This is a genomic window from Nonomuraea sp. NPDC052265 (assembly GCF_044547985.1).
Lineage (GTDB): Bacteria > Actinomycetota > Actinomycetes > Streptosporangiales > Streptosporangiaceae > Nonomuraea.
The window spans coordinates 754,749-780,490 of sequence record NZ_JBIUBJ010000001.1 but is presented as its reverse complement, the minus strand read 5'-3'; the positions used below and the strand labels follow the sequence as shown (position 1 = coordinate 780,490).

The window sequence follows — 25,742 nt, the reverse complement described above, 5'->3', positions numbered from 1 at the left end:
AGGCGGCCATGGCGCTCGAACTGGACTCGAAGTGGCCCGGCCTCGACGGGGACAAGGACAACTACACCAACCGCACGGAGATCAAGCGCATCGCCGGCGAGGTGAACGAGCTGCTCAAGAAGCTCAAGACGCCCACGCTCCCGCCGGTGACGCAGTTCCTGACCGCGCGGGGGGCCAAGGCCCCCGAGCCGCAGCTGCCCGAGGGGGCCGGCTCGCTGCCCGACCTCCAGCGGTACTGCGCGCTCAGCCAGAGCCAGATGGGCGAGTGGCCGGCCGCCATGCACTTCGCGTTGGCGGTCAACTCGGCCTACTCCCAGCTGATCGGCGAGCAGGGCTCCTCCAGCGGCCTGTACGCGGCCATGGTGCAGCAGGCCGACAGCACGGTGGAGGCGCTGCTCGACATCTCCAAGGCGTCGGGCGGCGCCGAGCAGGCGACCGAGGAAGCCGCCGCGCGGCGGGAGGTCTGACAGCCATGGCCGAGCCCAGGAAGCAGACGTTCAAGCTCGTCTACAACACCGGTCCGGTCGACACCTCCACCCCGGACGTGTCGTTCATGGGCAGCATGTTCAGCGACACGCTCGAGAAGGTCAAGAACTGGATCGACGACACCGACCCGCCCTCGGTGAAGCTGGCCGGTCTCTACTACGCGCGGGCCGAGGCGCTGCTGAACGGGTTCGCCGGCGACCTGAAGACCAAGGCGACCGAGCTGGCCGAGAACTACACGGGCCCGGCCGCCGTCGAGACGCAGAAGCAGCTCCAGACCCTGCACGCCAGCGTGCGCGAGCTGGCCAGGAAGCTCGGCGAGATGGGCCGGCCGCTCCAGGGGTACGGCGAGACGCTGCACTGGGCGCAGGCCAACGTGGTCGAGTCGATGGACCACGACTCGCGCTCGGACCGCGACGTCGACTGGGCCGGGCGGGTGCCGTTCTACCGGCTCTACCGGGGGGACAAGCGGGCCGTCGAGCACCTCAAGAAGGTCAACGAGCGCATCGTCGAGCACTACAAGCAGCTTCCCGTCGAGATCCAGACCGCGCTGCCCGACCCGAGCGTCCCCGAGTTGCCGGACTTCAACAACGGCGGCGCGGGCGTGCCCGGTCCGGATCTGAACGGCGACGGCGTCCCGGACAAATACCCCACGGCCTCGTTCGGGCCGGGCGCGGTGCCGGGCGGCCCCGGGTACGTCGACGGCAAGATGCCGGGTGACGGCGGAACGGGGTCCTACCCGACGGTCCACTACCCCGACGGCACCAACGGCTCCGGCGTGAACGTCGGCGGCGTGCAGGGCTACGACGGCGGGGACAACCCGTACGGCGGGGCCGACTCCTCGGCCCTGAACGGCTCCTCGCTGGGCTCCTCGCCCAACGGGGTACCGCCCGCCTCCCTGCCGTCCACGGGCGACGGCGGCACCACCAAGCTGGCCGGATACGACCCGTCGCTGTCCGGGATGCCCAACGGCGGCTACCCCACGGCGTCCACGACGGGCGGCTCGCCCTACGGCGGCGTGGGATCGGGGTCGGCGAGCGGCTTCGGAGCGGCCGAGGGCGCGGCGGCCAACGGCGCCGTTCGCGGCGTGAACGGCGGCGGCGGCTTCCTCTCCCCGGGCATGATGGGCGGAATGCCCGCTCGTGGCGGTGAGAGCGGGGAGAAGCAGGACAACGAGAGCTCGACCTGGCTCGCCGAGGAGGACGACGTGTGGGGCGGCCCGGAGGGCACCACGCCGAGCACGCTCGCCTGAGGCCGCCCTGCGCGCCCGCCCGGCTCCGTCACCCGGAGCCGCCGCACCACCCCTCCGGCCCACCCTCGCCGACCGGGCCGGGGGTGCGGGTGGCGCGCGGAGGCGCCACCCCGATCACGTACGTGCCGTCGCGTCAGCCGCAGTGCTCGAAGGGGCTGTTGTACGCGGTCGAGCCGATCGCGCCACCCCACTTGACGCAGGTACGCGACGCCTTGGCCCGGACCGGACCGGCGTAGTACTGGTAACTGCCCGCGTCGGTGCTCCTGGCCTTGCCCTTGACCTCCAGGTAGGCCCGCACGGCCGCCTTGCCCGAGCCGCTGTTGCGCAGCGTGGTGACGCAGTTCTGGCCGCTGGAGGCCGAGTACAGCAGGACGACCCGGCCCTGGCTGCCGAGCGGCGCGGAGTCGATCTGCTTGAAGCCCGCGCCGCAGACCTGCTCGGCCGAGTACGGGTTGCCGCCGCCGGTGGGCTTGCCCGGGTTGCCGGGGGCGGGCGTGCCGCCGCCGCCCTGGCAGTTGTTCGACTTCAGCGTCTGGTGGCTGTAACCGAAGGTGGAGCCGTTGAACCTGGCCGCCACGATCGTGCCGGACGACGTGCGCTGCTCGTAGTGCAGGTGGGCGATGATGCCCTTGTACTTGGCCGAGGTGTTGCCGACCTGGCCGATCCGCTGCCCCTGGGCGACGTTCGCGCCTGCGGAGACCGCTCGCGACTTCATGTGGGCGTACAGCGAGACGCTGCCGTCGGCGTGCCGGATCTTGACCACGTTGCCGAAGCCGTCGGCGGTCCGGTACTCCGACATGATCACCTTGCCGGCCGCCGAGGCCACCACGGTACGGCCCATGTCGGCGTTGCCGTCGTTGTACGAGCCGTTGAAGTCGATCTCGTAGCCGGCGGTGTGCGCGCTGCTGTCGTTGCTGTCGCCGGTCCAGGTCTCACCGCACGGGAAAGGAAGCTGGTGGACGGGGGCGGCGCTGGCGCTGGCCGCGCTCGTACCGGCGAAGGGCAGCGCGGCGATGCCGCACACGCCCACAATCAGGGTCTTGATCCGCATAGGGGAAAGGCTGCCATCCTGATCAACGGCGAGTCTAGGTCATTCGCAAAGTGTTCACGCTAAAAGTTGATATTTGTCGATATCGTAGCCAGGACTGTGCAAAACGCAGTTTTCGGACAGGGAGGGTCAGATGGGCGCAGGGGAGAGCACCACGCCTGGTCTGGGGCAATACCAGCCGGGGGGCTCCCCCGCCGGGGCCACGATCCAGTTCAAGGACAAGAAGATCAGCGAGCTCGGCGGCAAGATGGCCGAGCAGGAACCCGGCATGGGCAAGATCGAGACGAACACCAAGGGGATCAGCGTCGACTTCCCCGGGTTCGGCATCGTCGGCATCGGCCTCTCGTACGCCCACGAGCAGGTCAAGGGTGGCGCGACCGGCGCGATCAGCATGGCCAGGACCGCCCTGCGGGACTACAAGACGGCGCTGGAGAAGCTTGAGAAGAACTACGAGAAGGTCGACAAGGACAACGACGGCCTGATCAACGAGTACGGCGACGACAATCCCACAGGACCCGGCCCCGGACCTGGACCCGGCCCCGGCCCCGGAGGCATCGACCCGAGCAGTCTGGGCGGCGGGGGCGGCCTGCCGCCGATGGACATGCCGGACGACAAGTTGCCCGACGACAAGCTGCCGGACAACAAGCTGCCCGACGACAGGTTCATGAACGGGCTGCCGGACGACAAGTTGCCGGACGACAAGCTGCCCGACCAGAACCTCCCGAAGCCCGACTATCCCGACCCGAGCAAGCTGGATCCGAACCTGCCCGGCTCGAACCTGCCGGACCCCAACGCGCTGAACACGAACCTGCCGAAGACGCCGTCCATCGAGGACCAGCTCAACCACAGCGTCCCGGACCCTTCCCAGACCAAGCTGTCCGGGTTCGACCCCACCGGCCTGCACTCCGCCATCCCCAGCACCGGCAACATGACCGGCCTGCCCACCGACTACCCCACGTCCGGCGGCTACGGAGGCAGCCAGGGGGCCGGCGGGGCTGCGGCGGGGGCGGGCGCGGGCGGCCTGCGCGGCGCCGGCGCGAACGGCATGTCGGGCATGCCGTTCATGCCCATGTCGGGCGGCGCGTCCGGCAACGAGCAGAACCGCGATCGGGACAAGGCCGAGTACGTACGCGGCGACGAGAACGACTGGCTGGACGACATGGACATCGCACCGCCGGTCCTCGGCGAGTGAGGAAGGGCAGGACAAGATGGCCCAATACGACAGCGACCGGTGGCAGATCCTCTCGGCGGCCGCCATGGCCAGCGCGTCCGCTCTGGTGCTGAGCCAATACCCGATCGCCAGGAACATCGCGCTGCTGATCGGGACGATCGTGTCCAACCCGGGAGACATGGCCAAGGCGGCCAAGGAGTGGGAGGCGCCCGCGGACGGCCAGGCGGGGATGGACTTCGACGCCATCAAGACGGAGCTCGTCAGGCTGAAGCAGGAGATCGAGGACAAGGGGTACTGGAAGGGGCCGGCCTGGATGGTGTTCAGCGAGGCCGTGGACCAGTTCGCCCAGCAACTCGACGTCACCGCGACGTACTTCAAGGGCGTGGGCGGCGGCATGGACCACATGGCCACGCTCTACCACTGGGCTGTCCAGGTCGCCGTCTACGTGGGCTTCGCCATGGCGCTCGCGGCCGCGTGGGAGGTGGCGTCCTACTTCATCCCCCTCGGGGGCAGGGTCGCGGCCAGGGTCACGATCAGCGGCTTCCTGACCGCGCTGGGACAGGCCCTGAGGAGCGTCGTCAGCAAGAAGGTGAAGTCCGTGGCCATGCTCACCGGCGTCCTCGTCCTGGTGAACGGCATGTGCGCCATGATGACCCAGTCCATCGACAAGGGCCGCCCCAAGCCCGACTTCGCGCCCACCGACCTGGAGTACGCGAGCAACGGGAGCGAGGGCGCCGGCAGCCTGCGGCGGAAGAACGGCGGCATGCCGAGCATGAACCTGCCCGGCGGCGGCCTCATCTAGCCCTGTCCCACCCCCGCCCGGCGGTCTCCGGGCGGGGTGTCGCTCACTGGGCCGTCACCTGCACCGGCGAGCGCGCCGCCGTCGGGTCGAGCGCCGGGCCCTCCGGGATCAGGTGGACGAGGTTGTAGGGCACCGGCGCGACGTCCTCGGCGCCGTACCCCAGCTTGTTGATCTGGTCCCCGGACTGCAGCGGGAACTTCCTGCCCTGGTCGGTGAGCAGGAAGTAGGTCTGGACGAACGCCTTCTGGCCGTCCCCGGGCAGCAGGCCGCCCAGCGCCGCCCCTCCGGCGGGCAGCAGCACCTGGTCGAAGTGCTCCTGGTCGCCCCGGGCGGTGGGCGCGGGGATGACCATCGTCGCGCCGACCGTGATCTTCGCCTGAGCCGAGCCGTTCTGCGTGTCGGCGTACACCGAGCACAGCGCCGCGGAGGAGGTGACCGTCCTCGGCAGGCTGGTCGGCAGGCCGCCGACCGTGAGGTTCTGGCGGGAGGTCCTGCCGTTCGCGGTGGCGGCGTCGATCTCGATCGGTACGGCGGCGCGCCTGCCGTACGCGGTCTTGGTCCTGGGGTCGGCCAGCAGCAGCGTGGCCTGGGTGAGGTTGACCGGGGCGAGCCCGTCGGCGAGCAGCACGTACCAGCGGTCGGGAGCCCCGCCCATGCCCTTCACGGTGTATACCTGCCCGACCGCGCCCTTCCCGCCTCCGGGGGCGACGGCGCGCCGCCCCAGGCCGGTGATCGCCGGCGGCATCAGGTCGGGGCCGGGAGGGATGGCGTTGATCCAGGTCGAGGGCACCTTCCTGGGATGCGCGTTGAGCGCGCGCACGCCCGTGTCGGTGACCTTCATGCGCCGGTCGTTCCAGATCACCCAGCCCTGCTGGCCGTCCGTGACGACCAGCGCGTCGCCGCCCACGGGCGTCCCGCCGACGTCCTGTCCGCCCACCAGCGTGACGTACGGTTCCCGTACCCCCGCCTGGGTCGGCTCGGTCACGCAGGCCGACCATGGGCCCTTGACCAGCTTCTCGCGGGCCGGAAGGCTGTCCGGCGCCCCCGCGATGCCCACCAGCGGCCCGCGCGGCAGCGTCGCCAGCGAGGCGGCGGAGACGCTGCGCACCTTGAAGTCGGTCGCGTCGAGCAGCAGCAGCGCCGAGACGTAGTTGGCGGTCGGCAGCAGCCGCGCCTGCTCCTGGCTGTAGACGTAGGTGGCGCCCGTCTCCTCCTCGACCAGGAGTTGCCCGGCCTCGGTCAGGTTGGTCGCCCCGCCCGGCTTGAGCAGCCCCCAGATCCCGAACACCGCCGCGATGAGCACGCCCACGAGCACGCCGCAGAACATCGCCACGTTGTGCCGTCGCATGGGCGTCTCGGGCACATCGGGCTCAGCCTGCAGCAACGCCATGCCCAGGCGCTGCTGCATCAGCCGATGAGCCTGGTAGAGGTCCTTCCGGGTCTGCATCTCACCTCTCCCGTATCCCAGGGATCAGCATAGAACGCTCTTGTGTCGTGAACCCCTACGGAAGTAGCAAACCCCAATAGAACGCCCACGGAACGAAGACCACGCCCGCCGCGACCAGCAGGCCCAGGCGTACCCGCTCGCCGGTCGCGCGCTCCTGCCGCCACCGGCGCGCGGCGAGCGCCGTCGCCACGACGGTGGCCACCGCCACGGCCTGGAGCGCCAGCCAGACGAGCGGCCTTCCGAGGAGCATCGGCCCCGGCGCGGCCAGCTTCCCGCCGGTCGACATCAGGTAGAACAGGTAGGCGAACCCGCCGAGCGCCGCCGCGAGCCCTCCGGCGCTGACCACCCGGGCCGCCACCAGACCCCTCCCCGGCGCGAGGTGACCCTCTCCGGGTGTGCCGTGGGCCGCGCCGCGCCGCCGGATCCGCCGGACCACGGCGACCACCGGATATCCGGCGAACCCCACGAGGAACAGCGCCAGCACCACCGACTGCGCGAAGGCCGACTCCCACCACGCGGGAGGCGGCACCCCGATGGAGTCGCTCGCCTGGACGGGCGCCGGCCCCGACACCTCCGCGACCGGAGCCTGCCCCGAGGTCGCCTTCGCCGCCCAGCTCCCCACCAGCTCGGCGTAGCCGGGAGCGAGCTCGGGCGACCGCGTGATCCCGCCGTCCGGAGTCAGGTGCGCCGCGTGATCGGCCCCCGCGAAGAACCGGAACGTGTACCGCCTGTTGCCCCCCTTCTCCAGCGCCGCACGGAACAGCGGCGGCGTCTCCCGAGGCGGGGTCAGCAGGTCGTGCACCCCCCAGATCGCCAGCACCGGCTGCCGCACCCCGGCCAGGACCGGCTCGGGGTCGTAGTAGGGCTCCGGGAACATGCCGCCGTCCGCGATCACCCGGTACAGCTTCGGCTCGGCGTGCTCGACCAGCGACCCGCCGACCCCCGCCTTGCGCAACCCGGCCGCCACGGCCCACGTCTGCTGCCGCAACGGCAGCAGCGCGTTGGCCCCGACCACCACCACGAACGCGATCTCCTTGGACTTCGAGGCGGCCAGCGGCGCGACCCAACCGCCCTCGCTGAGCCCCCAGATGCCGACCTTGCCGGGATCGACCCCCGGTTCCTTCCGCAGTGTCGCGACCGCGCCGAGCGCGTCCTCGGCGAGCCGCGCGTACGACCGCCGGAACAACGAGTACCCCTCCGAGCGCTTGTCGTAGACCAGCACCGACAGGCCCTGCCGGGCGAAGGCGACGGCCTCGCCGAGCAGCTTCTCGCGGGGTGTGCCCGTCCCCGCGCCGTGCACGAGCACGATCCCGGGCCGTCCGCCCGTGCCGTCCCCGTTCCGCCCGGTCGTGGCCCGGGACGCCGCGCCGGACGGGCTGATCACGCTGCCGCGCAGCTCCAGCCCGCCGCCGCCGCGGAACGTCACGTCATGGACGGCCAGGTCGCCGGGCACCGCCGGGCCCGCGCGATCGAGGAGGACCGATCCGGTCCGCCCTCCGGCGCTCGTTGCGGTCGTGGGGGCGAGGCCGGCGGAGGCGGCATGAACCGGGCCGGGCGTACCCAGCCATAACAGGGCGACGGCGCCGAGAGAGGCCGTGAGAAGCTTTCGCATACTGCCGACAGTAGTCTGCAGAGAGTTCTCGGCAAAGAGATGTCTGCAGATATCCTTCTCAAGGACTAGCCTGCTCCTCATGAAGGATGACGAGCCCCTGGTGCTCCACGACCCCGACCGGCTCAAGGCACTGGCCCATCCCATGCGCCGCCGCATGCTGACCCACCTGAACATCCACGGCCCCGCCACCTCCACCACCCTCGGCGAACTGCTCGGCGCCAAGACCGGCACCACCAGCTACCACCTGCGCCAACTGGAGAAGTACGGCTTCATCGAGGAGATCCCCGAACGCTCCTCCGGCCGCGAACGCTGGTGGCGCCGCGCCAAGCTCCCCAGGGACATCCGCCTTCCCGACCCCGGCGAACTCGGGCCGGAGGAGCGGGCGGTCCTGACCGAGTTCCACCGGATCGGACTGGAGGAGGACCGCGCCCTGCTGGACCGCGTCCCCGCGGCCTTCCAGGCCGACCCCGACTGGGTGAAGGGCTCCCGAGGGCTCGCCCGCATGACCAAGGAGGAGCTGAGGGAGTTCCACGACGCCTATGTGGCCCTGCTCCTGAAGTACAGCCACCCGGCAGACGAGGCCCCACCCGGCGCCCGCCCGCTGTACGTCCGCATGTACACCCTCCCGGCCGACGAAGGCTGAACCCCCACCCGGGTGGGCGGTGGTCAGGACGCGTCGGGGAGGGCCGCCTGGACAGAGGTGACGTTGCCGGTGGTGACCAGGAGGCCGCGCCCCGGAGGGCCGCCGCCGGCCCCACGGGGCAGCCGGATGCTGAACAGGTCGCCGTCGGTCGGGCCCTGGACCGACAGGAGCACCCCCGTACGGGACTTGCGGGTCTCGGCCACGAACCCGCGATAGGCGACCGCCAGATCACCGGTGGCGCCCGCGATCAACAGGCCGTGATCGCCGTCCCGGCCCGAGCGGAGCACTTCCTCCAGGGCCGTCCCGAGGGGGGAGTCCGGGTTGACCAGCTCGGCGTCGTCCACCACCACGACGTACTGGCTCAGGTCCGCGACCAGTTCGGGCAGGTTCGTGGCGTTCCCGTCCAGGACGGCCACGGCGTCCGTCAGGTCGCGCAGCGGGCTGCGTCTGGGGGCGACGGCGATGACCGGCGTGCCCGCGGCGATGAGCGACCGCGCGGCCGTCAGCAGCACGGACGACCGCCCCGACCGCGACGGCCCCGCGACCACCGCGCCCGGGCCGTGGGCCAGCAGGTCGAGGCCGAGCGGCATGAGCGCGTCCCCACCCGCGCCGACCAGCGCCCACAGCGGCGAGGGCGGGGTGAAGGCGGGGTCGAGCTCCATCGTCTGGGAGGCGGTGACCCGCATCGGGAGCGCGTCCACGCGCAGCGGCCGGTCGCCCTCCCGGCTCACGCCCCCACGCCCCCCGGACGGCGGGCTCGCGGAACGGGCGAGGGACTGGAGGGCGGCGACCTGGGCGGGGCCCGAGGGGTCGGCCGACAGCAGGGCGATGTGGTGTTCCGTGATGCCGTGCTCGCCCAGCGACAGGGCGCGGCCCGGAGGCATGGACGCGGGCAGCCCCTTGAGCGGGAAACCGGCCAGGCCGTAGTCGGACGTGTCGGACAGGCGCAGGAGAAGGCGGTCGTCGAAGACGGTCGAGACCTGGCCGAGCAGGCCCGACCGGTCGCTGGTGACCACCGCGCGCAACCCCACCGCCGGGCCCTCGCGCAGGAGCTGGAGCAGGGCTTCGATCAGGCGTCCGTAGTCGTAGCTCTCGAACGCGGCGACGAAGCCCTCCCAGCGGTCGAGCATGAGCACCAGCCACGGCAGGCGGTGACCGGCCTGGCGGTATTCGGCCAGCGAGGCGTGGCCCGCCTCGGCCAGCAGTTGCTGGCGGCGGCCCACCTCGGCGCGCAGGCGGCCGAGCAGGCGCTCGACCCGTTCGATCTGGTCGCGGGTGACGACGGCGCCGCAGTGGGGCATCGCCATGACGGGCAGCAGCGCGCCCGAGCCGCAGTCGATGGCATGGACGTGCACGTCGGCGGGCGACGTCCGGGCCGCGATCGCGCCCGCGATCGTCCGCAACGCCGTCGAGCGGCCGCTACGGGGGGCGCCCGCGATCAGCAGGTGGCCTCCGTGGGCCAGGTCGAGCGCCAGCGGGCAACGATCCTGCCGCCACGGACGATCGGTCACCCCGAACGCCAACGCCCCCACCTCCGAGAACCCGCCCGCCCCACCGCCCGGCGAGCCCGCCTCACCGTCCGGCGACTCAGGCCCGCCGTCCGGGGACCCAGCGCCGCCGGATCGGGCCTCAACCGCGTCTTCCGGTGACGCGGGGGCGCCGGGCGGTGGTGGGTCGGTGGACGGCAGGTCCAGGACGAGGTGGGTGGGCAGAGGGTCCAGCCACGGGCTCGGCTGGGCCGGGACGCCCGCCAACCGCCCGGCCTCGATGAGCGCGTCGGCGACCAGCCCGAGGTCGGTGACCGCCGACTCCTCCTCCGGCTCCGGAGGCGGCGGAAGGGGCCTGCCGAGCGAGCGCCAGTCCACGTCCAGCACGCGCACGTGCCCGGCCGGCCCCCCGGCGGACGGCGTACGGGCGGGGCTGCGCCCGCCGACCCGAGCCGTCTGGACGGCGATCGCCGCCCCCACCCCCGACCGCACGTAACACCGGCCAGGGGTGGACTTGGAGATCGCGGCCGCGTCGGGAAGGTCGATGACGTCGGTGGACTCGGCGGGCTCGGTCACCCGCAGCGCGATCCGCAGCGACGTGTTGGCCTGGATGTCGGCCGTGACCACGCCGGCCGGCCGCTGGGTGGCCAGGATCAGGTGGATGCCCAGCGAACGGCCCCGCCGCGCGATGTCCACCAGGCCCGCCACGAAGTCGGGCAACTCGGCCACCAGCGCGGCGAACTCGTCGATGATCAGCACCAGGCGCGGCAGGGGCGCCTCGCCCGCGTAGTCGTCGATGTCCTTGGCGCCCGCAGCCAGCAGCAGGCGCTCCCTGCGCCGGATCTCGGCCGCCAGCGAGTCGAGAGCCCGCTGGGTCAGGTGCCCGTCGAGGTCGCTGACCATGCCGACCGTGTGCGGCAGGCGTACGCACTCCTTGAAGGCCGCCCCGCCCTTGTAGTCGATCAGCACGAATGTGAGCTGGTCGGGCCGGTTGGCCACCGCCAGCGAGCAGATCAGGGTCTGCAGCAGCTCGGACTTGCCCGCGCCGGTGGTGCCGGCGATCAGCCCGTGGGGGCCGTCGAGCTTGAGATCGACCGAGAACGGGCCCTCGGGGCCGACGCCGATCAGCGCCTGGGTGGTGCCGTGGGCCCGCCACCGGCCGGCCAGCTCCTTGCCGGCGGGCTCGGGCATGCCCATCAGGTCGAGCAGGCGGACGGCTCCGGGCAGGTTGCCCGACGGATCGTCCCTGCTCACGTCGCGGATCGGGGACAGGGCCCTGGCCAGCCGGTCGCACCAGGCGGACGAGACCAGGTCGCCCAGCACCGGTCCGATCACGTCGAGCCCCCCGCCGAGCAGGCGTACGAGGCCGTCGGAGCCGCACGCCGCCACCGTCTGGCACTCCTCGGGCAGCAGCCGCTGGTCGTCGTCGATGGCGAGGGTGAACACCCCCGAACGGGGACCTTGCCGCAGGACCTGGGGCATGTGGGGCAGGCCACGCAGGATCTGGGCGCCGTCGAGGATCACCAGCACGTCATGGGGACGTACGTCGTAGGAGGAGAAGCTGGGCTTCTCGGGACCGCCCAGATCGTCCCAGCCTGTGGGGATCTTGCCGAACTCGGGGATGGCCGTGTTCTGGCGTTCGTCGATCAGCGCGGCGAGCTCGGCGACCCGGCGGGCGGCCGACTCCGGATCGGTGCCGACCAGGGCCACGCAGTCGTCGCCCGAACGCGGGGCGCAGTGCGGCAGCCAGCGCGTCCAGCCCCAGCGGCGTTCGCCGTCGGCGCGCGCGGACACGACCACGATGGCCAGGTCGCGCGGGCTGTGCAGGGTGGCGGCCTGGGCGATCAGCCAGCCGGCCAGGCTGGTCGCGGCCTCGCGCGGGCCGGTGACGCCCGCGACGCCGAGCCGGCGCATGGCCAGCGCGACCGGCACGGCCCGGCAGAGCGGCGGCTCGATCGGGCCGCCCTGCTCCTCCGACAGGTCGAGGTTGGCGGGCAGGTCGGCGAGGCCGACGCGCAGCCGCAGCGAGTCGGCGTCGTGGATCCTGCGCTCCCACAGCCGCCTGCGCGGCCCGGTGGCCGTGAGCAGGACCTGGGCCGGGTCGGGCGCGTCGGACCGGCGCGCGGCCTCGTCGGCGACCCTGGCCCCCTCGACCTCCTCGTCGTAGGCCCGGACCCGTTCACCGAACTCCTTGAGCGCCTGCTTGTGCTTCTTCCTGCCGTGGCGGCGGTCGCTGACCCACTGGCCGATCATGATGATCGGCGTCATCAGGGCGACGAGCAGGTAGTAGGGGGCGCGCAGGGCGAACGCCAGCGTCACGCCGAGCACGGCGGGCAGGAACGCGGCCAGCAACTGCAGCCGCATTCCCTCGGACCTGGTCGGCTCCTTTGGCTTGACGAACTTGCGCTCAGGCTCGGGACGGCGCAGCCTGGGCGGCCGGTTGTAGGCGAGGCCGCCCTCGCTCCTGGGGGCGAGGTGGGCGTCCCTCGGCTCGATCGAGGTCAGCACGAACACGGAGGACCCGCAGGTCAGCACCGCCTGATCGGGCCACTCGGCGGGCTCGGTGAGCGCCCTGCCGTCGAGCTCGGGCATCTCGCCCTGTTCGGCGGCGAGCTCGGCCGCCTCCCGCTCGGCGACCCGCGCGGTCAGCTCGGCGACCTCCTCGGCCCACCGCCCCTTGAGCTTGAGCCTGGAGGTCTGCCCGGGGAGCTGCCGGGACGCCCGCTCGACCGTGATCGCGTCGGGCGTCACGCGCACGGCGACGGCCTCGGCGGCCAGAAGGGGGTCGGCGACCGCCATCGCGCAGGTCGGGTCGGACCCGATGACGTGCACGCCCAGCCCCAGGCGGTGGACCGCCCCCGCCGCCGGGCCGCCGATCACGCGGACCTCGGCCACCCCGCCGGGCTCCTCGACGACGGTGGCGCGGGCGAGGCGCGGGTCGAGCGTGACCTTGTCGCCGTCGCGCAGGACGGCCGCGGCCACGGCACGCGGATCGAGGGCACGCCCGTCACGCCAGAGCAGAGCACCGGAGTCACCGGAGACGCCACCGGAGACGCCACCGGGGACGCCGAGCCGGTCGGGGACGCGCGGACGGGGGATGCGCGCCTCGACCCGCCCCCGCCCCTCGGCCTCGGGCGACAGGCCGTAGGGCGCGCGTGTCCTCGGCAGGTGGACGACCTTCGCCATGGACGTGCGCCCGCTCAGCGCCTCGGTCACCCTGGCCACCGTGGCGTCGGCGTCGCCGTCGATCACGACGTCGCGGTCGCCCTGCTCGCCGAGCACGGTGAGCATGATCCGCATGTGCCGTCTCCTCGCTCGACCTCGGGCGCCAAGGTAGCGCCAGAAGGGAGAGTAGGCGCCCCGGTTGACGCCAACGGCATGAGAAGGCGTTCCTGTGGACAACTCATGCGCCCGGCTCAGGGATCAAGTCTGAAAAAGCTGAGATTTCTGTGACCAAAGATAAAACAGTGACTACGATGCCGATAAATCGGTATTAGTCAACTCGGTAGAGACAATAGGCATCGATTATTCCGGGTTGACATCCCGCCACCTGCGAAACAAGCATGGGTCCTCGCATTCCGCCCACGCCTCACCCGGGCGCCCCACATAATGGGCGTGAATTCCGCATTTCACAATGGGAGCCCCCCACCCATGAGGACCAGTGAAAAACCTGTCGCCGACAACGCGGCGGCGGGGTTGTCCGGCCCGGCCTCGCGCAAGCTCCCCGTGCCCCCACGCGAACGCAAGCCGGCCCTCGCCGCGCTGGCCGTCCTGCTCATCCTCGGCGGCGCGCTGGCCACCACGCTGCTCGTCCTGCGCAGCGGCGACCGCGTCTCCGCCGTCAGGGTCACCCAGCAGGTCGGCGCGGGCCAGCAGTTCGTGGACGGCATGCTCGAAGAGGTGAAGATCGCCTCGGACACGGGCGTCGACTACGTCCCCTGGTCGCGGCGGTCCGAGGTGACCAAGAGCTTCGCGGCGGTCACGATCCTGCCGGGCACCCTGCTGACCAACCAGATGGGCAGCAAGGCCAGCGACGAGCTCGGCCCCGGAAAGGCCACCGTCGGCCTCGCCCTCAAACCCGGCCAAATGCCCGCCGGCATTCAACAGGGCGACCGCGTCCAGGTGGTGTACGTGCCGAACCGTACCGCTCAGGGGCAAAGTCGCGTGCTCGCCGAGAGCGCGCTGGTGTTCAGCGCGGGCGACAAGAGCAGAACCGGCGGTAATTCCGGGCAGATCACCGTGATCGTCGATTCGTCGGACTCACCGCAAATACTCGCCTACGCCTCCAGCGGAGAGATCGCGGTGGCCGAGCTCCCGGGAGCGCGCTGACGTGGCGCTGATCGTTCTGGCCGCGGACAAGGGCGCGCCCGGCGTGACCACCGCGGCCACGGCCCTCGCGGCGGTGTGGCCGCGGCCCGTGCTGCTGGCCGAGTGCGACCCGGCCGGCGGCGACCTCGCCTACCGGCTGCCGGCGGTCGACGGCGGCGTGCTCAACCCGGGCAAGGGCCTGCTCACGCTCGGCGCGACCGCCCGCAGGGGCCTCGAACCCGCCCAGATCCACCAGCACACGCAGAAGATCATCGGCGGGCTCGACGTGCTGGCCGGGCTGACGCACGGCGAGCAGGCGGCCGGGCTCACCTGGCTCTGGGGCCCGCTGGGCAGGTCGCTGGCCGCCATCCCCGACGCCGACGTGATCGCCGACTGCGGCCGGCTGGGCTCCCACCCCCAGATCGCCGACCTCCTGGCCGAGGCCGAGCAGGTGCTCCTGCTCACCAGAGCCACCCTCGACCACGTCGCCCACCTGCGCGAACGCCTCCAGATCACCAAGGCGCACGGCGTCGTCGTGATCGCCGACCCGCGCAACTACCGGGCCTCCATCGAGGACGTCCGCAGGATCGTCGGCCCCATCGTCCAGTTCGTCCACGGGCTGGCCCACGATGCCAAGGGCGCCGAGCTGCTGCGCGGCCAGTGGGGCGGCCGGCTCGACCGGTCCCTGCTGATCCGTACGGCCCGCGACCTCGCCGCGAGGCTGGTGAGCCACCGATGATCGACCACACGCTCGTCAAGCGCTTCCGCCAGGAGGTCGGTGACCGGCTGGCCCACCAGCGCCGGATCGACCAGGCGAGCGGCGTCCCGCCGATGTCCGGCGAGGACGAGCGCCAGTTCGCCAGGGCGCTGATCTCGCAGGTGCTGGAGGAGCACGCGCGCAACGAGATCGGCCTCGGCCGCACGCCGCCCACCATCGAGGAGGAGGAGGCCCTGGCGGCCGGCATCCACGCCGCGCTGTTCGGCGTGGGCCGCCTCCAGCCGCTGCTCGACGACCCCGAGGTCGAGAACATCGACATCAACGGCTGCGACCGCGTGTTCGTCAGCTACGCCGACGGCCAGGAGATCATGCACGACCCGGTCGCCGAGTCCGACGACGAGCTGGTCGAGCTGATCCAGATCCTGGCGGCGTACTCGGGGCTGTCCAGCAGGCCGTTCGACACCGCCAACCCCCAGCTCGACCTGCGGCTGCCCGACGGCTCCAGGCTGAGCGCGGTGATGGACGTCACCGTGCGCCCGGCCGTGTCGATCCGCCGCTCCCGCCTCGGCAAGGTCTTCCTGTCCGACCTGACCGGCAACGGCACGATCAGCCCAGAGATCGGGAGGTTCCTGACGGCGGCCGTCGCCGCCCGCAAGAACCTCATGATCGCCGGGTCCACCAACGCCGGCAAGACCACCCTGCTGCGGGCGCTGGCCAACGAGATCCCGCCCAGCGAGCGCCTGATCACCGTCGAACGCGCCCTGGAGCTGGGCCTCGACCAGTTCTCCGAGCTCCACCCCAACGTGGTCGCCTTCGAGCAGCGCCTGCCCAACTCCGAGGGCCAGGGCGAGATCTCCATGGCCGAGCTGGTCAGGCGCTCGCTGCGGATGAACCCCAGCCGCGTCATCGTCGGCGAGGTGCTGGGCGACGAGATCGTCACCATGCTCAACGCGATGACCCAGGGCAACGACGGCTCGCTGTCGACGATCCACGCCAACTCCAGCATGGAGGTCTTCAACCGCATCGCCACCTACGCCCTCCAGGCCGGCGAGCGCCTGCCCATCGACGCCACCCACATGCTCATCGCGGGCGCGATCGACTTCGTCGTCTTCATCGAGAAGCGCAACGACTACCACGTCGGCGGCACCCTGCGCCGCTACGTCTCCAGCATCCGCGAGGTCAACGGCTGCGACGGCCGCGTGTTGTCGAGCGAGGTGTTCGCGCCGGGCCCCGACGGCACGGGCGTCCCGCACGCGCCGGTCTCGTGCCTGGAGGAGCTCATCGCCCACGGCTACAACCCGGGAGGCTGGTGAGGATGGCGTTCGACCTCGACCCGTTCGCGATGCTGGCCGGAGCGGCCGCCGGCGGCGGCCTCTTCCTGTTCTTCCTCGCCCTGTACGGCCTGCGCCGCCGCCCGTCCCAGCCCCGCCGCCCGCTCGTCAAGATGCTCACCACCCGCACGGCCGTCGCCGCGGTGGCCGCCGGCCTGGTCCTGGTGATCACGGGCTGGCCGGTCCTGGCGGTGGGCACGGTGCTGCTCGTGTTCGCCTGGCGCGGGTTGTCCGGCGGCGCGGCCGAGGAGCGCGCCGCCATGCACCGCCTGGAGGGGCTGGCCGCCTGGACCGAGTCGCTGCGCGACACCATCGCCGGGGCGGCCGGGCTGGAGCAGGCCATCCCGTCCTCCATCAGGGCCGCCGCGCCCACGCTCCGGCCGCACCTGCGGGCCATGGTCGACCGCCTGCACACCAGGATGGCGCTGCCGGAGGCGCTGTCCCGCTTCGCCGACGAGCTCGACGACCCCTCGGCCGACCTGGTGATCGCCGCGCTCATCCTCAACTCCCGGCTGCGCGGGCCGGGCCTGCGCGACGTGCTCGGCGCGCTCGCCGTCTCGGCCCGCGAAGAGCTCGACATGCGCCGCCGCGTCGAGGCCGAACGCCGCTCGACCAGGCGCAGCGTGCAGATCGTGGTGATCACGGCGCTGGTCTTCGCCGGGCTGCTCATCCTGTTCAACCCCGCCTACGTCAGCGAGTACGGCTCCACCCTCGGCCAGGCCGTGCTCGTGGTCGTCGGCGGCCTGTTCGGCGCCGGGTTCGCGTGGATGCGGCGGCTGGCCAGGTTCGACAAGCCGACCCGGCTGCTGATGGGAGGAGGCGGCCATGGTTGAGGGCGTGCTGGCCGGAGCGGTGCTCGGCCTCGGGCTGTTCGTGCTGGTACGCGCGCTGTTCCCGGCCCGTCCAGGACTGGTGGCGCGGCTGCTGGCGCTCGACGCCGTGCGCGAGGACGCCGACGCCCCGCGCATCCGGCTCCTGCTGCCCGACGAGGAGGTCAGCGCCTTCCGCCGCGGCCTCGGCGCCCGCCTGGCCCGCCTCTACGGCGCCCGCGGCTGGGAGGCCCGCTCGGTCAAGTCCGACCTGGCCCTGCTCGGACGCTCGTTCGAGGCGTTCCTGGCCACCAAGGTGCTGCTCGGCGCGAGCGGCCTGCTGGCCTTCCCGATCCTGCTCGGCTGGCTGGCGCTCATGGGGTGGGGCGTGTCGTTCACGGTCCCGTTCTGGTCGGCCGTGCTCGTGGCGCTGCTCTTCTTCTTCCTGCCCGACCTGCAGATCCGCAAGGAGGCCGCGGCCATGCGACGCGACTTCCGGCACGTCGTGGGCGCCTTCCTCGACCTGGTCTCGATGAACCTGGCGGGCGGGCGCGGCGTGCCCGAGGCGCTGATGATGGCCGTCTCGGTCAGCGGCGAGCAGCCCAACTGGGCGATGGGCCGCATCCGCGACGCGCTGGGCGGCGCCCGGATCGTCGGCATCACCCCGTGGCAGGCGCTCGGCCAGCTCGGCGAGGAGATCAACGTCGACGAGCTGCGCGACCTGTCGGCCGCGCTCGGCCTGGTGGCCGACGACGGCGCCAAGGTACGCGCCTCGCTCACCGCCAGGGCAGCCACCCTGCGCCGGCGCGAGCTGGCCGAGATCGAGGGACGGGCGGGCGAACGTTCGCAGTCGATGCTCGTGGCCCAGCTCCTCCTGTGCGCCGGATTCGTGATCTTCCTCAGTTTTCCCGCCGCAATGAAGATGTTGGGGGCCTGATGAACCATCCCTGGATCGTCTATCTCACCGCGTACCTGGGGGTGCGGATCGAGCGCGCCCGCAACGCGCCCAGCAGGGGCGCCTCCGCCGTCGAGTGGGTGATCATCACGGCCATCATCGCGGGCGTCGCGCTCGGGCTGGCCACGCTGATCAAGACCCTGGTCGAACAGAAGTCGAGCGAGATCCAGGGCACGTTCGGCGGCGGCGGCGGTGGTGGTGGCGCAGACTCGTGAGCGGGGCGCGACCGTGATCGAGCTGGCGTTGCTGATGCCGGTCGTCCTCGCGGTCGTGCTCCTCGTCGTGCAGGTCGCGCTCTGGTTCCACGGTCGGGAGATCGCCGAGGCCGCGGCCAGGGAAGGCGCGCGGGTGGCCAGGTCGGCGCCGTTCGACTCGGGCGACTGGCAGGGCGCGGCCACGGCCAAGGCCACCGACATCGTCAAGGCGGTCGGCCCGCGCCTGCTGGAGAACGCCGCGGCCACCACCTCCGAGCAGGACCCCGACCAGCGCTTCGTCACGGTGACGGGCAGCGCCGTGCAGGTCGTGCCGCTGCTGCCGCCGCTCACGTTCACGATCACGGCGACCGCGGGCGGGCCGATCGAGTGCTTCCGTCCCGACAACGGCGGTGATGACTGCCGATGAAGCCGGGCGAGCGCGGCTCTATGGCCGTGGAGACGGTGATGCTCGCCCCCGTCTTCCTGCTGTTCCTCATGTTCCTGGTCGGGGCGGGGGTGCTGGTGGAGACGCAGGGGCGGGTCAACGGCGCGGCCAGGGACGCCGCGCGGGCCGCGTCCGTGCAGCGGAGCTTCGACGACGCGGGCGCCGCGGCGGAGAGCACCGCGAAGAGCGCGCTGGACGACAAGTGCGGCGGCACCGCCGTGAACCTGGACGGATCCACGTGGGAGGCGGGCGGTCAGGTGCAGGCGGAGGTGACCTGCGAGCTCGACCTCGGGTTCCTGGGGTTCGGCGGCACCAAGCGGTTGACGGGCACCGCCGTGGTGCCCCTTGAGCAGCTCGTCAGGCGGGAGCCGTGAAGGCGGGGGAGCGGGGGTCCATGTCGGTGTTCACCGTGTTGTTCTCCGTCGTGGTGTTCCTCCTGGCCGGGCTGCTGGTCGACGGCGGCGCGGCGATCAACGCCCGGCTGCGCGCCGCCGACGTCGCCGAGCAGGCCGCGCGGGCGGGCGCGGACAAGATCGACGTCGATCGGCTGCGCACCGACGGGCAGGTCGCCCTGCTGGACGAGGGCCAGGTCTGCGCCAGGGCCGACGAGATCGTCGCGGCCCAGGGCGGCGACGGCGTGGCGCGCGGCTCCTGCTCGGTCCAGCAGGAGCGGGTGACGGTCAGTGTCTCGGTGCGGTGGGAGGCGTTCTTCCTGGGGGCCCTCGGGTTCCCGGGTTCGGAGATGAACGGCGAGGCCACGGCCGCCCCCGAAGCCAGGTAGACCGATTCCCGCCACTCGCTGGCCGGGGCGACGCACGACGCAGGACGCTGGACGGAAGAAGGGAGCGGCGATGCCGACGCGAGAGCCGACGCGTCCCCCGGGACGGCACCAGCCCAGACGGCCGCCTGCGCGCGGCCCGGCCAGACGGACCTTCGGCGACGTGGTCGCCGGGCTCGCGGCGCTGGTGGCGCTGGTGGCGCTGGTGGGCGGGGTGCCGTACGCGCTGCTCATGTTCGCCGGGCCGCCGGTCACGTCCGAGATGCTCGACCTGCGCTTCTTCACCGCCGAGGCCGGGCCGAGCACGATCCAGGCCGTGCTGGTGCTGCTGGTCTGGCTGGCCTGGTTCCAGCTCTTCGTGTGCGTGCTGGTCGAGGTGTACGCCGGTGTCCGAAGGGTCGGGATGCCCGCCCGCGTACCGTTGTCGGGCGGCACGCAGGCGCTGGCCAACAAGCTCGTCGGCGCGGTGCTGCTGCTGTTCACGGCCGGGGCGATGATCGCGCCCATCGCGCGGATGGCCGCCCCGCCCGCCGCGCCGCCGGTGACCGCGGTCGCCTACTCCGCGCCGATCGTCGAGCGCACGCTGGAGACCCACAAGACCAAGAAGGTGTACGTGGTGCAGCCCCCGCACGGGCGGCACCACGAGAGCCTGTGGGAGATCGCGGAGAAGTGCCTGGGAGACGGCCGCCGATACCCGGAGATTTACCGACTCAACCAGGCCAAGGAGCAACCGGACGGCATCCGCCTGCGCATGGCCGACCTGATCAGGCCCGGCTGGGTGCTCGACATGCCGGACGACGCCAGGAACGTGCACATCGTCCCCGCCGGCCAGTCCCGCGAGCAGACGCTGCGCGAGCACCCCGGCGTGGCCCACACCCGCGCCCAGCCCGACGCCCGGCGCGACGTCGCGAAGAAGGCCGCGGAGGCCACCGGGAAGAGCGAGAAGGACCAGGCCAGGCACCGCAAGCCCGACGTCCGGCAGGACCAGCCCGAGATCACCGTCAGGGAGGCCCAGAGCCTCGACCTGATCGACTACCTGGCCGGGGCGTCGCTGGCCGCCGCCGGGCTGCTGGCCCTGCTGGCCAGGAGGCGGCGGGAGCAGTTGTGGCGCAGGGTGTTCGGGCGCCGGATCGTCCGGCCGCGCGACGACGCCGCCCAGGCCGAGGTCGCCCTCAGGCTGGGCGGCGACGCGCCGGGCGCGCGCATCCTCGACATCGGGCTGCGGCTGCTCGGCGCCGAGCTGGCCGCCCAGCACCGCACCCCGCCCACGGTCTACGGCGCCCATCTGTCCCCGCGCACGCTCGACCTGTGGGTCCACCCGCCGGACGGCGACCCGCCCGAGCCGTGGACGGCCCAGGACGGCGGCCAGGTGTGGCGCCTGCCCGCCCACGAAGGCCGCCTGCTGGAGGAGCAGGCGGGCGGCGCGCCGTACCCGGGGCTGGTCTCGATCGGCACGGACGCGAGCGGCCGGGTGCTGATCGACCTGGAGGCCGCGCAGGGCCTGATCAACGTCCGCGGCCCGCAGACCACCGCGGCGCTGGCCGCGCTCGCCGTCGAGCTGGCCACCAACCGCTGGTCCGACCGCATGCGCATCACGCTCGTCGGCTTCGGCGACGAGCTGACCGCGATCGCCCCCGACCGGATCAGGGCCGTCGGCAGCCTGGCCGAGGTGCTGCCCGAGCTGGAGGCGACCGCCGCGCCGCGCAGGGAGGTGCTCACCGGACGCGTCTCCGGCAGCCCGCGCGAGGCCCACTACCTGCTGTCGGCCGTGGCCCCCACCCACGAGGAGGCCCGCCGCCTGGCGCTGCTGGCCCGCCGGGACACCGCCGGGTACGTCCTGGCCGGCGACGTCCCGCACGCCACCTGGACGCTGGAGATCGGCGACGACGGCAAGGCGCGCATCGCCGAGCTGGGCTTCGAGGTCGAGGCCCAGCTCCTGCCGCGCCGCCACTACAAGGCGCTGGTCGACCTCTTCCGCACCGCCGGACGGCTCGACGGCGAGGTCTGTCCCGAGGCGGAGCCGCTGGAGGGCCTGCACCCGCCCGCGGTCGAGATCAGGATGCTCGGCCCGATCGCGATCGCCGGGCTCGCGCCCCTCGAAGAGGGCCGCATGGCGCTGGCCACCGAGTTGCTGGTCTACCTGGCCACGCATCCCGGCGGCGTGCATCCCGTCGTGCTCGGCGGCGTGTTGTGGCCGCGCGGCGTGCAGACCATGGTCAGGGACGCCACGATCGCCCGCGTCGCCGACTGGCTCGGCCCCGAGCACCTGCGCGTCGACGAGGCCGGACGGCTCAGGCTCGGCCCGGAGGTCCGTACCGACTGGGCCCTGTTCCGCGAGCTGGTCCGCCGGTCCCAGCACGACCCGACGGCCCGGACCGTGCTGCTGGAGAAGGCGCTCGGCCTGGTACGCGGCCCGCTCCTGGCCAATCGCCCGTCCGGCCGGTACGCCTGGCTGGCGGCCGACGACCTGGAGTACGACGTGGCGGCCGGCGTGGCCGACGCGGCCCACCGGCTGTGCGAGCTCCGGCTGGCCCAGGACGAGCCGGACGCCGCGGTGGCGGCCGTACGCGCGGCGTTGCTGCTGGCGACCGACGACGAGGGGCTCTGGCGCGACCTGCTGCGGGCCACGCACGCCACCGGCGACGCCGTCCGCATGCGGGCCGTGGTCGAGGTCCTGACCCGCAGGGCCGCCTCCCACCCGTACGGCGGCGGGATGGCCCCCGAGACCGAGGCGTTGATCGAGGAACTGCTGCCGTCGTGGCGCATCCACGTGGTGAGGGAGTCGTCCGCATGAGACGTATGCCGGTGATCGCGCTCGTCCTGCTCGTGGCGGGGTGCGGGGAGGCGGCGCGGCCGTACACGCCGCAGCCGGGCCCGTCGGGGACCGCCCCCGCGACCGCGACGGCGCCCGCGACGGGGGGCTCGGCGCGGCCCTCCGCGGACGCGCCCGGCGTCGAGACGGTCGAGGTCGGCGGCGGGAAGCTGCGGGTGGACATCGACTGGCCGGCCAGGCGCGACCCGCTCATGACCGTCATCACCGACTGGTACCTCGCCTCCCGCAAGGTGATGGTCTCGGGAAGCGATCGATACCTGAAGGATCTGGATCTCGAACTCCAGGCGGTGCGCCAGGCGTATGACGGAGTACGCCGGTACACCGAGGAGGACAGAAGAGTGAAGGGCGTCGCCCGGCTGTACGACCTGCGCGTCACGAAGGTCCTGGACAAGGGCGCGCAGGTCGACACCTGCGTGGACGAGTCGAAGGTCCGCGTGGTCAGCGCGAGCAGCGGCGAGGCCGTCTCACCCCAGCCCTCCATCATGCGCGCCCCCTACCTCCAGAGGGCTCTCGCGCACCGCGGCGACGACGGCGTGTGGCGGATCCGGGAACTCCTCTACGACAAGGAAGGATGCGCGCGATGAACCGCGTGATCTCGCTGGCCACCGCGGCTCTGATGCTGCTGGGGCACCTCGACGACCCGGGCGACACGGCCGGCAGCCCCATCGAGCACGGCAGGACCAGAGGGATCGAGCTGCGCAACTCCAGGATCGTCATCTCCGGCGACGGCGCCAAGGGCGGCAACGCCGACGGATACGTCCTCAAACGCCCCTGCTGGTACGAGCCCGGCATGACCGGGGCCGAGATGCTGAAGTCGCAGGAGGCCCTGCGCGACTACTGGTTCCGGTACACCAAGGACCCGTCCGAGGAGAAGTTCCAGGAGTTCCTCAAGCAGTTCAAGGACAAGATCGGCAAGGACGGGCGCTGGTGGGGCCCGGCCTACGACGCCTCCGACCCCAAGGGCCAGGTCTGCTTCGCGGCGCTCGACCCGTTCGTGTTCGTCCCGCCGGGCACGACCCCGCCCGCCGGGATCACCATCCAGGAGCTCGCCGAGATCGCCAGGGCGTCCCTGACCGTGCCCGAGCCGACGATCAGGCTGAGCCCCGACGCCAAGAGCTTCGTCAACCTGCCCACCTGGGTCTGGCTGGAGGGCCTCGGCGAGCGGCGCAGGTCGGTGACCGCGGAGATCCCGGGCGTCATGAGCGTGACCGTCGTGGCCACGCTGAAGAGCATCAAGATCGACCCGGGCACCACGAAGGACCGGGCCGAGGTGCACGAGGAGGGCTGCGGGGCCGCCGGGCGCCCGTACGCCAAGGGGGCCTCCTTCACCTGCGGCGTGCGTTACCTGCGGGCCTCGATCGACCAGCCGCGTGAGGCGTACCGGCTCACCGTGACCACGTCGTGGCCGGTGGAGACGACCGGTGGCGTGGTGCCGTTCCAGTTCGCGCCGGTCGAGGTGGGCGCGACCCGGGACGTGCCGGTCGGCGAGATCCAGAGCAACGTGAAGCCCTAGGCGATCACCGCGGCCAGCGGGGCCAGCTCGGGCTGCTCGGCGGCCTCGGCCAGCACTTCCTTCAGCACCGTGTCGTGCGTCGGGCCCGCCCTGGTCAGCAGGTCGCGGCCGTCGGGGGTGACCTCGGAGTAGATGCCGCGCCGGTCGTCCTCGCACAGGTAGCGCCTGAGCAGATCGCGTTTCTCCAGGCGGGTGACCAGCCGGGTCGTGGCGCTCTGGCTGAGCACGACGGCGCGGGCGAGCTGCTGCATGCGCATGTGCCAGCCGTCCTGGCGGGCGAGCACGTCGAGCACTGTGTACTCGCTCACACTCAGGCCGTGCTCCTTCTGCAGCGCCTTCTCCAGCCTGTCCTCGATTTTGGCGTGCAGCGCGGCGAGGGTGCGCCATCCCTGGGCGCGCGCCTCCACGGCGTCGTCGGCTAGGGGCATGTGACACCCTCCTCCTCTTGCTTGTATGTTCAGTTAGTCGGCGTGTGCAAATAATGTCTACGCCTACTAACGTCGTATGAGGAGTATTCTATGCCTCTCGCCCTGCTGGCCCTGGCTATCAGCGCCTTCGGCATCGGGACCACCGAGTTCATCATCAACGGGCTGCTTCCCGAGCTGGCCGCCGACTTCGGCGTGACGATCCCGGCCGCCGGGCTGCTCGTCTCCGGTTACGCCCTGGGCGTCGCCGTCGGCGGGCCGCCGCTGACCATGCTCGGCGGGCGGCTGTCGCGCAAGACCATGCTGCTGTCGTTGATGGTCATGTTCATCGTCGGGAACCTGCTGTCCGCCCTCGCGCCCTCGTACGGCGTGCTGATGGTGGGCCGGTTCCTGGCCGCGTTCGCGCATGGCGCGTACTTCGGGGTGGGGTCGGTGGTGGCCGCCGACCTGGTGGCGCCGCAGAAGCGGGCCAGCGCCATCGCCCTGATGTTCACCGGCCTCACCCTGGCCAACGTGCTCGGGGTGCCGCTCGGGACGTGGATCGGGCAGGCGTTCGGCTGGCGGGCCACGTTCTGGGTGGTGGTCGGGATCGGGTTCGCCGGGCTGGCCGGCGTGCTGGCCCTCGTGCCGCGCCAGCCTCGTCCGTCCGGGGGCGGGTTGCTGCGCGAGCTGGCGACCTTCCGCAAGGCCGGCGTGTGGCTGGCCCTGGCCATGACCGTCTTCGGGTTCGCGCCGGTGTTCGCCGTGATCACGTTCATCGCGCCCATCATGACCGGGGTGGGCGGGTTCTCGTCCGGGGCCGTACCGGTGGTGATGGCCCTGTTCGGGGTCGGCATGGTGGTCGGCAACCTGATCGGCGGCCGGCTCGCCGACCGCGCGGTCATGCCCGCCATCTACGGGTCGGTGGCGCTGCTCACGCTGCTGGCCGTGGTGGTGGCGCTGGTCTCCGCCAGCCAGGTCGCGTTCGTCGTCACCATCACGCTGTTCGGCGTGGCCGCCTTCGCCACCGTCTCGCCGTTGCAGACCCGGGTGCTGGACGCCGCCAGCGGCGCCCCCACCCTGGCCTCGGCCGCCAACATCGGCGCCTTCAACCTCGGCAACGCGATCGGCTCCTTCGCCGCCGGCCTCACCATCGACGCCGGCCTCGGCTACACGGCCCCCGCCTGGACCGCCGCCCTCCTGGGACTCCTCGGCCTCCTGGTGGCCGCCGCCGCCGGCCTCCAGTCCCGCCGCCACCACCTGGCCCCCGCCGCCTGAGCTCGAAGCGGCTCCGGTTTCGAAGGCCAGGCTCAGTTGAGGAGTTCGTCGACGTTCCCGGTGGTGACGGCCCAGTCGATCCAGGGGGTGAGAAGGTCCGGGTCAGGGCACTGGAGGAGCAGCTCGGCGGCCTCATCCGGTACGTGGATGCCCCGAACCAGCAGGATCCGCACGATCGCCTCTGCCATCCCCTTGGCCTCGCTGGACCTGCCCAGAGCCCTGATCAGCGCC

24 protein-coding genes are annotated in these 25,742 nt (G+C 72.3%); 18 read left to right on the top strand and 6 right to left on the bottom strand.

Annotation, left to right across the window (positions count from 1 at the left end; translation table 11 throughout):
• Positions 1–8 precede the first annotated feature (8 nt).
• Complete coding sequence (locus ACIHAD_RS03615) at positions 9–467, top strand: hypothetical protein (protein WP_397352760.1); 459 nt, start codon at positions 9–11, stop codon at positions 465–467.
• Between the two features lie 5 nt (positions 468–472).
• Positions 473–1,735: a hypothetical protein gene (locus ACIHAD_RS03610; RefSeq protein WP_397352759.1), complete on the top strand. Its 1,263-nt coding sequence runs from the start codon at positions 473–475 to the stop codon at positions 1,733–1,735.
• A 133-nt stretch (positions 1,736–1,868) separates the two neighbouring features.
• On the opposite strand, the gene ACIHAD_RS03605 is transcribed toward ACIHAD_RS03610, so the two are convergent.
• Positions 1,869–2,786, bottom strand: coding sequence for a M23 family metallopeptidase (locus ACIHAD_RS03605; protein ID WP_397352758.1), 918 nt, complete (start codon positions 2,784–2,786; stop codon positions 1,869–1,871).
• A 130-nt stretch (positions 2,787–2,916) separates the two neighbouring features.
• Between ACIHAD_RS03605 and ACIHAD_RS03600 the strand changes: the two genes are divergently transcribed.
• Together ACIHAD_RS03600 and ACIHAD_RS03595 are read left to right on the top strand one after the other, a co-directional pair.
• Positions 2,917–3,975, top strand: a complete 1,059-nt coding sequence (locus ACIHAD_RS03600; RefSeq protein ID WP_397352757.1) for a hypothetical protein — start codon at positions 2,917–2,919, stop codon at positions 3,973–3,975.
• Positions 3,976–3,991: 16 nt separating this feature from the next.
• Positions 3,992–4,756 (top strand): hypothetical protein, encoded by a 765-nt coding sequence (locus tag ACIHAD_RS03595; RefSeq protein ID WP_397352756.1) that lies wholly within the window; start codon positions 3,992–3,994, stop codon positions 4,754–4,756.
• A 43-nt stretch (positions 4,757–4,799) separates the two neighbouring features.
• On the opposite strand, the gene eccB is transcribed toward ACIHAD_RS03595, so the two are convergent.
• Together eccB and ACIHAD_RS03585 are read right to left on the bottom strand one after the other, a co-directional pair.
• Entirely contained in the window at positions 4,800–6,203 is a 1,404-nt protein-coding gene (gene eccB / locus ACIHAD_RS03590) for a type VII secretion protein EccB (RefSeq protein WP_397352755.1), read from the bottom strand.
• A 55-nt stretch (positions 6,204–6,258) separates the two neighbouring features.
• Positions 6,259–7,815: an alpha/beta hydrolase family protein gene (locus ACIHAD_RS03585; RefSeq protein WP_397352754.1), complete on the bottom strand. Its 1,557-nt coding sequence runs from the start codon at positions 7,813–7,815 to the stop codon at positions 6,259–6,261.
• Positions 7,816–7,894: 79 nt separating this feature from the next.
• On the opposite strand from ACIHAD_RS03585, the gene ACIHAD_RS03580 reads away from it, so the two are divergent.
• Positions 7,895–8,458 carry an ArsR/SmtB family transcription factor gene (locus ACIHAD_RS03580; RefSeq protein WP_397352752.1) on the top strand — a complete coding sequence of 188 codons (564 nt, stop codon included), beginning with the start codon at positions 7,895–7,897 and terminating at the stop codon, positions 8,456–8,458.
• Between the two features lie 23 nt (positions 8,459–8,481).
• On the opposite strand, the gene ACIHAD_RS03575 is transcribed toward ACIHAD_RS03580, so the two are convergent.
• Positions 8,482–13,245, bottom strand: a complete 4,764-nt coding sequence (locus ACIHAD_RS03575; protein WP_397352751.1) for an FtsK/SpoIIIE domain-containing protein — start codon at positions 13,243–13,245, stop codon at positions 8,482–8,484.
• Positions 13,246–13,596: 351 nt separating this feature from the next.
• Here ACIHAD_RS03575 and ACIHAD_RS03570 point away from each other — a divergent pair, with 351 nt between their 5' ends.
• The 12 genes from ACIHAD_RS03570 (at position 13,597) to ACIHAD_RS03515 (ending at position 23,829) form a co-directional block, all read left to right on the top strand.
• Positions 13,597–14,274: a hypothetical protein gene (locus ACIHAD_RS03570; RefSeq protein WP_397352750.1), complete on the top strand. Its 678-nt coding sequence runs from the start codon at positions 13,597–13,599 to the stop codon at positions 14,272–14,274.
• A 1-nt stretch (position 14,275) separates the two neighbouring features.
• Entirely contained in the window at positions 14,276–14,992 is a 717-nt protein-coding gene (locus tag ACIHAD_RS03565; RefSeq protein WP_397352749.1) for a hypothetical protein, read from the top strand.
• Entirely contained in the window at positions 14,989–16,284 is a 1,296-nt protein-coding gene (locus tag ACIHAD_RS03560) for a CpaF family protein (RefSeq protein WP_397352748.1), read from the top strand. The genes ACIHAD_RS03565 and ACIHAD_RS03560 overlap by 4 nt, the downstream gene beginning before the upstream one ends.
• Before the next feature lie 2 nt (positions 16,285–16,286).
• Positions 16,287–17,135 (top strand): type II secretion system F family protein, encoded by an 849-nt coding sequence (locus ACIHAD_RS03555; RefSeq protein ID WP_397352747.1) that lies wholly within the window; start codon positions 16,287–16,289, stop codon positions 17,133–17,135.
• Positions 17,128–18,048, top strand: a complete 921-nt coding sequence (locus ACIHAD_RS03550) for a type II secretion system F family protein (RefSeq protein ID WP_397352746.1) — start codon at positions 17,128–17,130, stop codon at positions 18,046–18,048. Before ACIHAD_RS03555 ends, ACIHAD_RS03550 begins: the two co-directional genes overlap by 8 nt.
• Complete coding sequence (locus ACIHAD_RS03545) at positions 18,048–18,281, top strand: hypothetical protein (protein ID WP_397352745.1); 234 nt, start codon at positions 18,048–18,050, stop codon at positions 18,279–18,281. Before ACIHAD_RS03550 ends, ACIHAD_RS03545 begins: the two co-directional genes overlap by 1 nt.
• A complete protein-coding gene (locus ACIHAD_RS03540) occupies positions 18,265–18,687 on the top strand; it encodes a TadE/TadG family type IV pilus assembly protein (protein ID WP_397352744.1) in 423 nt (140 codons plus the stop codon). The genes ACIHAD_RS03545 and ACIHAD_RS03540 overlap by 17 nt, the downstream gene beginning before the upstream one ends.
• Positions 18,684–19,079: a TadE/TadG family type IV pilus assembly protein gene (locus ACIHAD_RS03535; protein ID WP_397352743.1), complete on the top strand. Its 396-nt coding sequence runs from the start codon at positions 18,684–18,686 to the stop codon at positions 19,077–19,079. Before ACIHAD_RS03540 ends, ACIHAD_RS03535 begins: the two co-directional genes overlap by 4 nt.
• A gap of 20 nt (positions 19,080–19,099) precedes the next feature.
• Complete coding sequence (locus tag ACIHAD_RS03530) at positions 19,100–19,486, top strand: pilus assembly protein TadG-related protein (protein WP_397352742.1); 387 nt, start codon at positions 19,100–19,102, stop codon at positions 19,484–19,486.
• 70 nt (positions 19,487–19,556) lie between these two features.
• Positions 19,557–22,277, top strand: a complete 2,721-nt coding sequence (locus tag ACIHAD_RS03525; protein ID WP_397352741.1) for a BTAD domain-containing putative transcriptional regulator — start codon at positions 19,557–19,559, stop codon at positions 22,275–22,277.
• On the top strand, positions 22,274–22,900 hold the full coding sequence (locus tag ACIHAD_RS03520) for a hypothetical protein (protein WP_397352740.1): 627 nt from the start codon (positions 22,274–22,276) through the stop codon (positions 22,898–22,900). Before ACIHAD_RS03525 ends, ACIHAD_RS03520 begins: the two co-directional genes overlap by 4 nt.
• Positions 22,897–23,829 carry a hypothetical protein gene (locus tag ACIHAD_RS03515; protein ID WP_397352739.1) on the top strand — a complete coding sequence of 311 codons (933 nt, stop codon included), beginning with the start codon at positions 22,897–22,899 and terminating at the stop codon, positions 23,827–23,829. Before ACIHAD_RS03520 ends, ACIHAD_RS03515 begins: the two co-directional genes overlap by 4 nt.
• Here the strand turns inward: ACIHAD_RS03515 and ACIHAD_RS03510 are convergent.
• Positions 23,826–24,257 carry a MarR family winged helix-turn-helix transcriptional regulator gene (locus ACIHAD_RS03510; protein WP_397352738.1) on the bottom strand — a complete coding sequence of 144 codons (432 nt, stop codon included), beginning with the start codon at positions 24,255–24,257 and terminating at the stop codon, positions 23,826–23,828. The genes ACIHAD_RS03515 and ACIHAD_RS03510 overlap by 4 nt on opposite strands.
• Before the next feature lie 90 nt (positions 24,258–24,347).
• On the opposite strand from ACIHAD_RS03510, the gene ACIHAD_RS03505 reads away from it, so the two are divergent.
• Positions 24,348–25,511, top strand: coding sequence for an MFS transporter (locus ACIHAD_RS03505; RefSeq protein ID WP_397352736.1), 1,164 nt, complete (start codon positions 24,348–24,350; stop codon positions 25,509–25,511).
• Between the two features lie 32 nt (positions 25,512–25,543).
• Here ACIHAD_RS03505 and ACIHAD_RS03500 read toward each other — a convergent pair whose 3' ends face one another.
• Positions 25,544–25,699 (bottom strand): hypothetical protein, encoded by a 156-nt coding sequence (locus ACIHAD_RS03500; protein ID WP_397352735.1) that lies wholly within the window; start codon positions 25,697–25,699, stop codon positions 25,544–25,546.
• Positions 25,700–25,742 lie beyond the last annotated feature (43 nt).

Bases quoted from the DNA above. Each gene is read 5' to 3' on its own strand.
- ACIHAD_RS03615 (WP_397352760.1), top strand. From the start codon at position 9: ATGGCGCTCGAACTGGACTCGAAGTGGCCCGGCCTCGACGGGGACAAG.
- ACIHAD_RS03610 (WP_397352759.1), top strand. From the start codon at position 473: ATGGCCGAGCCCAGGAAGCAGACGTTCAAGCTCGTCTACAACACCGGT.
- ACIHAD_RS03605 (WP_397352758.1), bottom strand. From the start codon at position 2,786: ATGCGGATCAAGACCCTGATTGTGGGCGTGTGCGGCATCGCCGCGCTG.
- ACIHAD_RS03600 (WP_397352757.1), top strand. From the start codon at position 2,917: ATGGGCGCAGGGGAGAGCACCACGCCTGGTCTGGGGCAATACCAGCCG.
- ACIHAD_RS03595 (WP_397352756.1), top strand. From the start codon at position 3,992: ATGGCCCAATACGACAGCGACCGGTGGCAGATCCTCTCGGCGGCCGCC.
- eccB (WP_397352755.1), bottom strand. From the start codon at position 6,203: ATGCAGACCCGGAAGGACCTCTACCAGGCTCATCGGCTGATGCAGCAG.
- ACIHAD_RS03585 (WP_397352754.1), bottom strand. From the start codon at position 7,815: ATGCGAAAGCTTCTCACGGCCTCTCTCGGCGCCGTCGCCCTGTTATGG.
- ACIHAD_RS03580 (WP_397352752.1), top strand. From the start codon at position 7,895: ATGAAGGATGACGAGCCCCTGGTGCTCCACGACCCCGACCGGCTCAAG.
- ACIHAD_RS03575 (WP_397352751.1), bottom strand. From the start codon at position 13,245: ATGCGGATCATGCTCACCGTGCTCGGCGAGCAGGGCGACCGCGACGTC.
- ACIHAD_RS03570 (WP_397352750.1), top strand. From the start codon at position 13,597: ATGAGGACCAGTGAAAAACCTGTCGCCGACAACGCGGCGGCGGGGTTG.
- ACIHAD_RS03560 (WP_397352748.1), top strand. From the start codon at position 14,989: ATGATCGACCACACGCTCGTCAAGCGCTTCCGCCAGGAGGTCGGTGAC.
- ACIHAD_RS03555 (WP_397352747.1), top strand. From the start codon at position 16,287: ATGGCGTTCGACCTCGACCCGTTCGCGATGCTGGCCGGAGCGGCCGCC.
- ACIHAD_RS03550 (WP_397352746.1), top strand. From the start codon at position 17,128: ATGGTTGAGGGCGTGCTGGCCGGAGCGGTGCTCGGCCTCGGGCTGTTC.
- ACIHAD_RS03545 (WP_397352745.1), top strand. From the start codon at position 18,048: ATGAACCATCCCTGGATCGTCTATCTCACCGCGTACCTGGGGGTGCGG.
- ACIHAD_RS03535 (WP_397352743.1), top strand. From the start codon at position 18,684: ATGAAGCCGGGCGAGCGCGGCTCTATGGCCGTGGAGACGGTGATGCTC.
- ACIHAD_RS03530 (WP_397352742.1), top strand. From the start codon at position 19,100: ATGTCGGTGTTCACCGTGTTGTTCTCCGTCGTGGTGTTCCTCCTGGCC.
- ACIHAD_RS03525 (WP_397352741.1), top strand. From the start codon at position 19,557: ATGCCGACGCGAGAGCCGACGCGTCCCCCGGGACGGCACCAGCCCAGA.
- ACIHAD_RS03520 (WP_397352740.1), top strand. From the start codon at position 22,274: ATGAGACGTATGCCGGTGATCGCGCTCGTCCTGCTCGTGGCGGGGTGC.
- ACIHAD_RS03515 (WP_397352739.1), top strand. From the start codon at position 22,897: ATGAACCGCGTGATCTCGCTGGCCACCGCGGCTCTGATGCTGCTGGGG.
- ACIHAD_RS03510 (WP_397352738.1), bottom strand. From the start codon at position 24,257: ATGCCCCTAGCCGACGACGCCGTGGAGGCGCGCGCCCAGGGATGGCGC.
- ACIHAD_RS03505 (WP_397352736.1), top strand. From the start codon at position 24,348: ATGCCTCTCGCCCTGCTGGCCCTGGCTATCAGCGCCTTCGGCATCGGG.
- ACIHAD_RS03500 (WP_397352735.1), bottom strand. From the start codon at position 25,699: ATGGCAGAGGCGATCGTGCGGATCCTGCTGGTTCGGGGCATCCACGTA.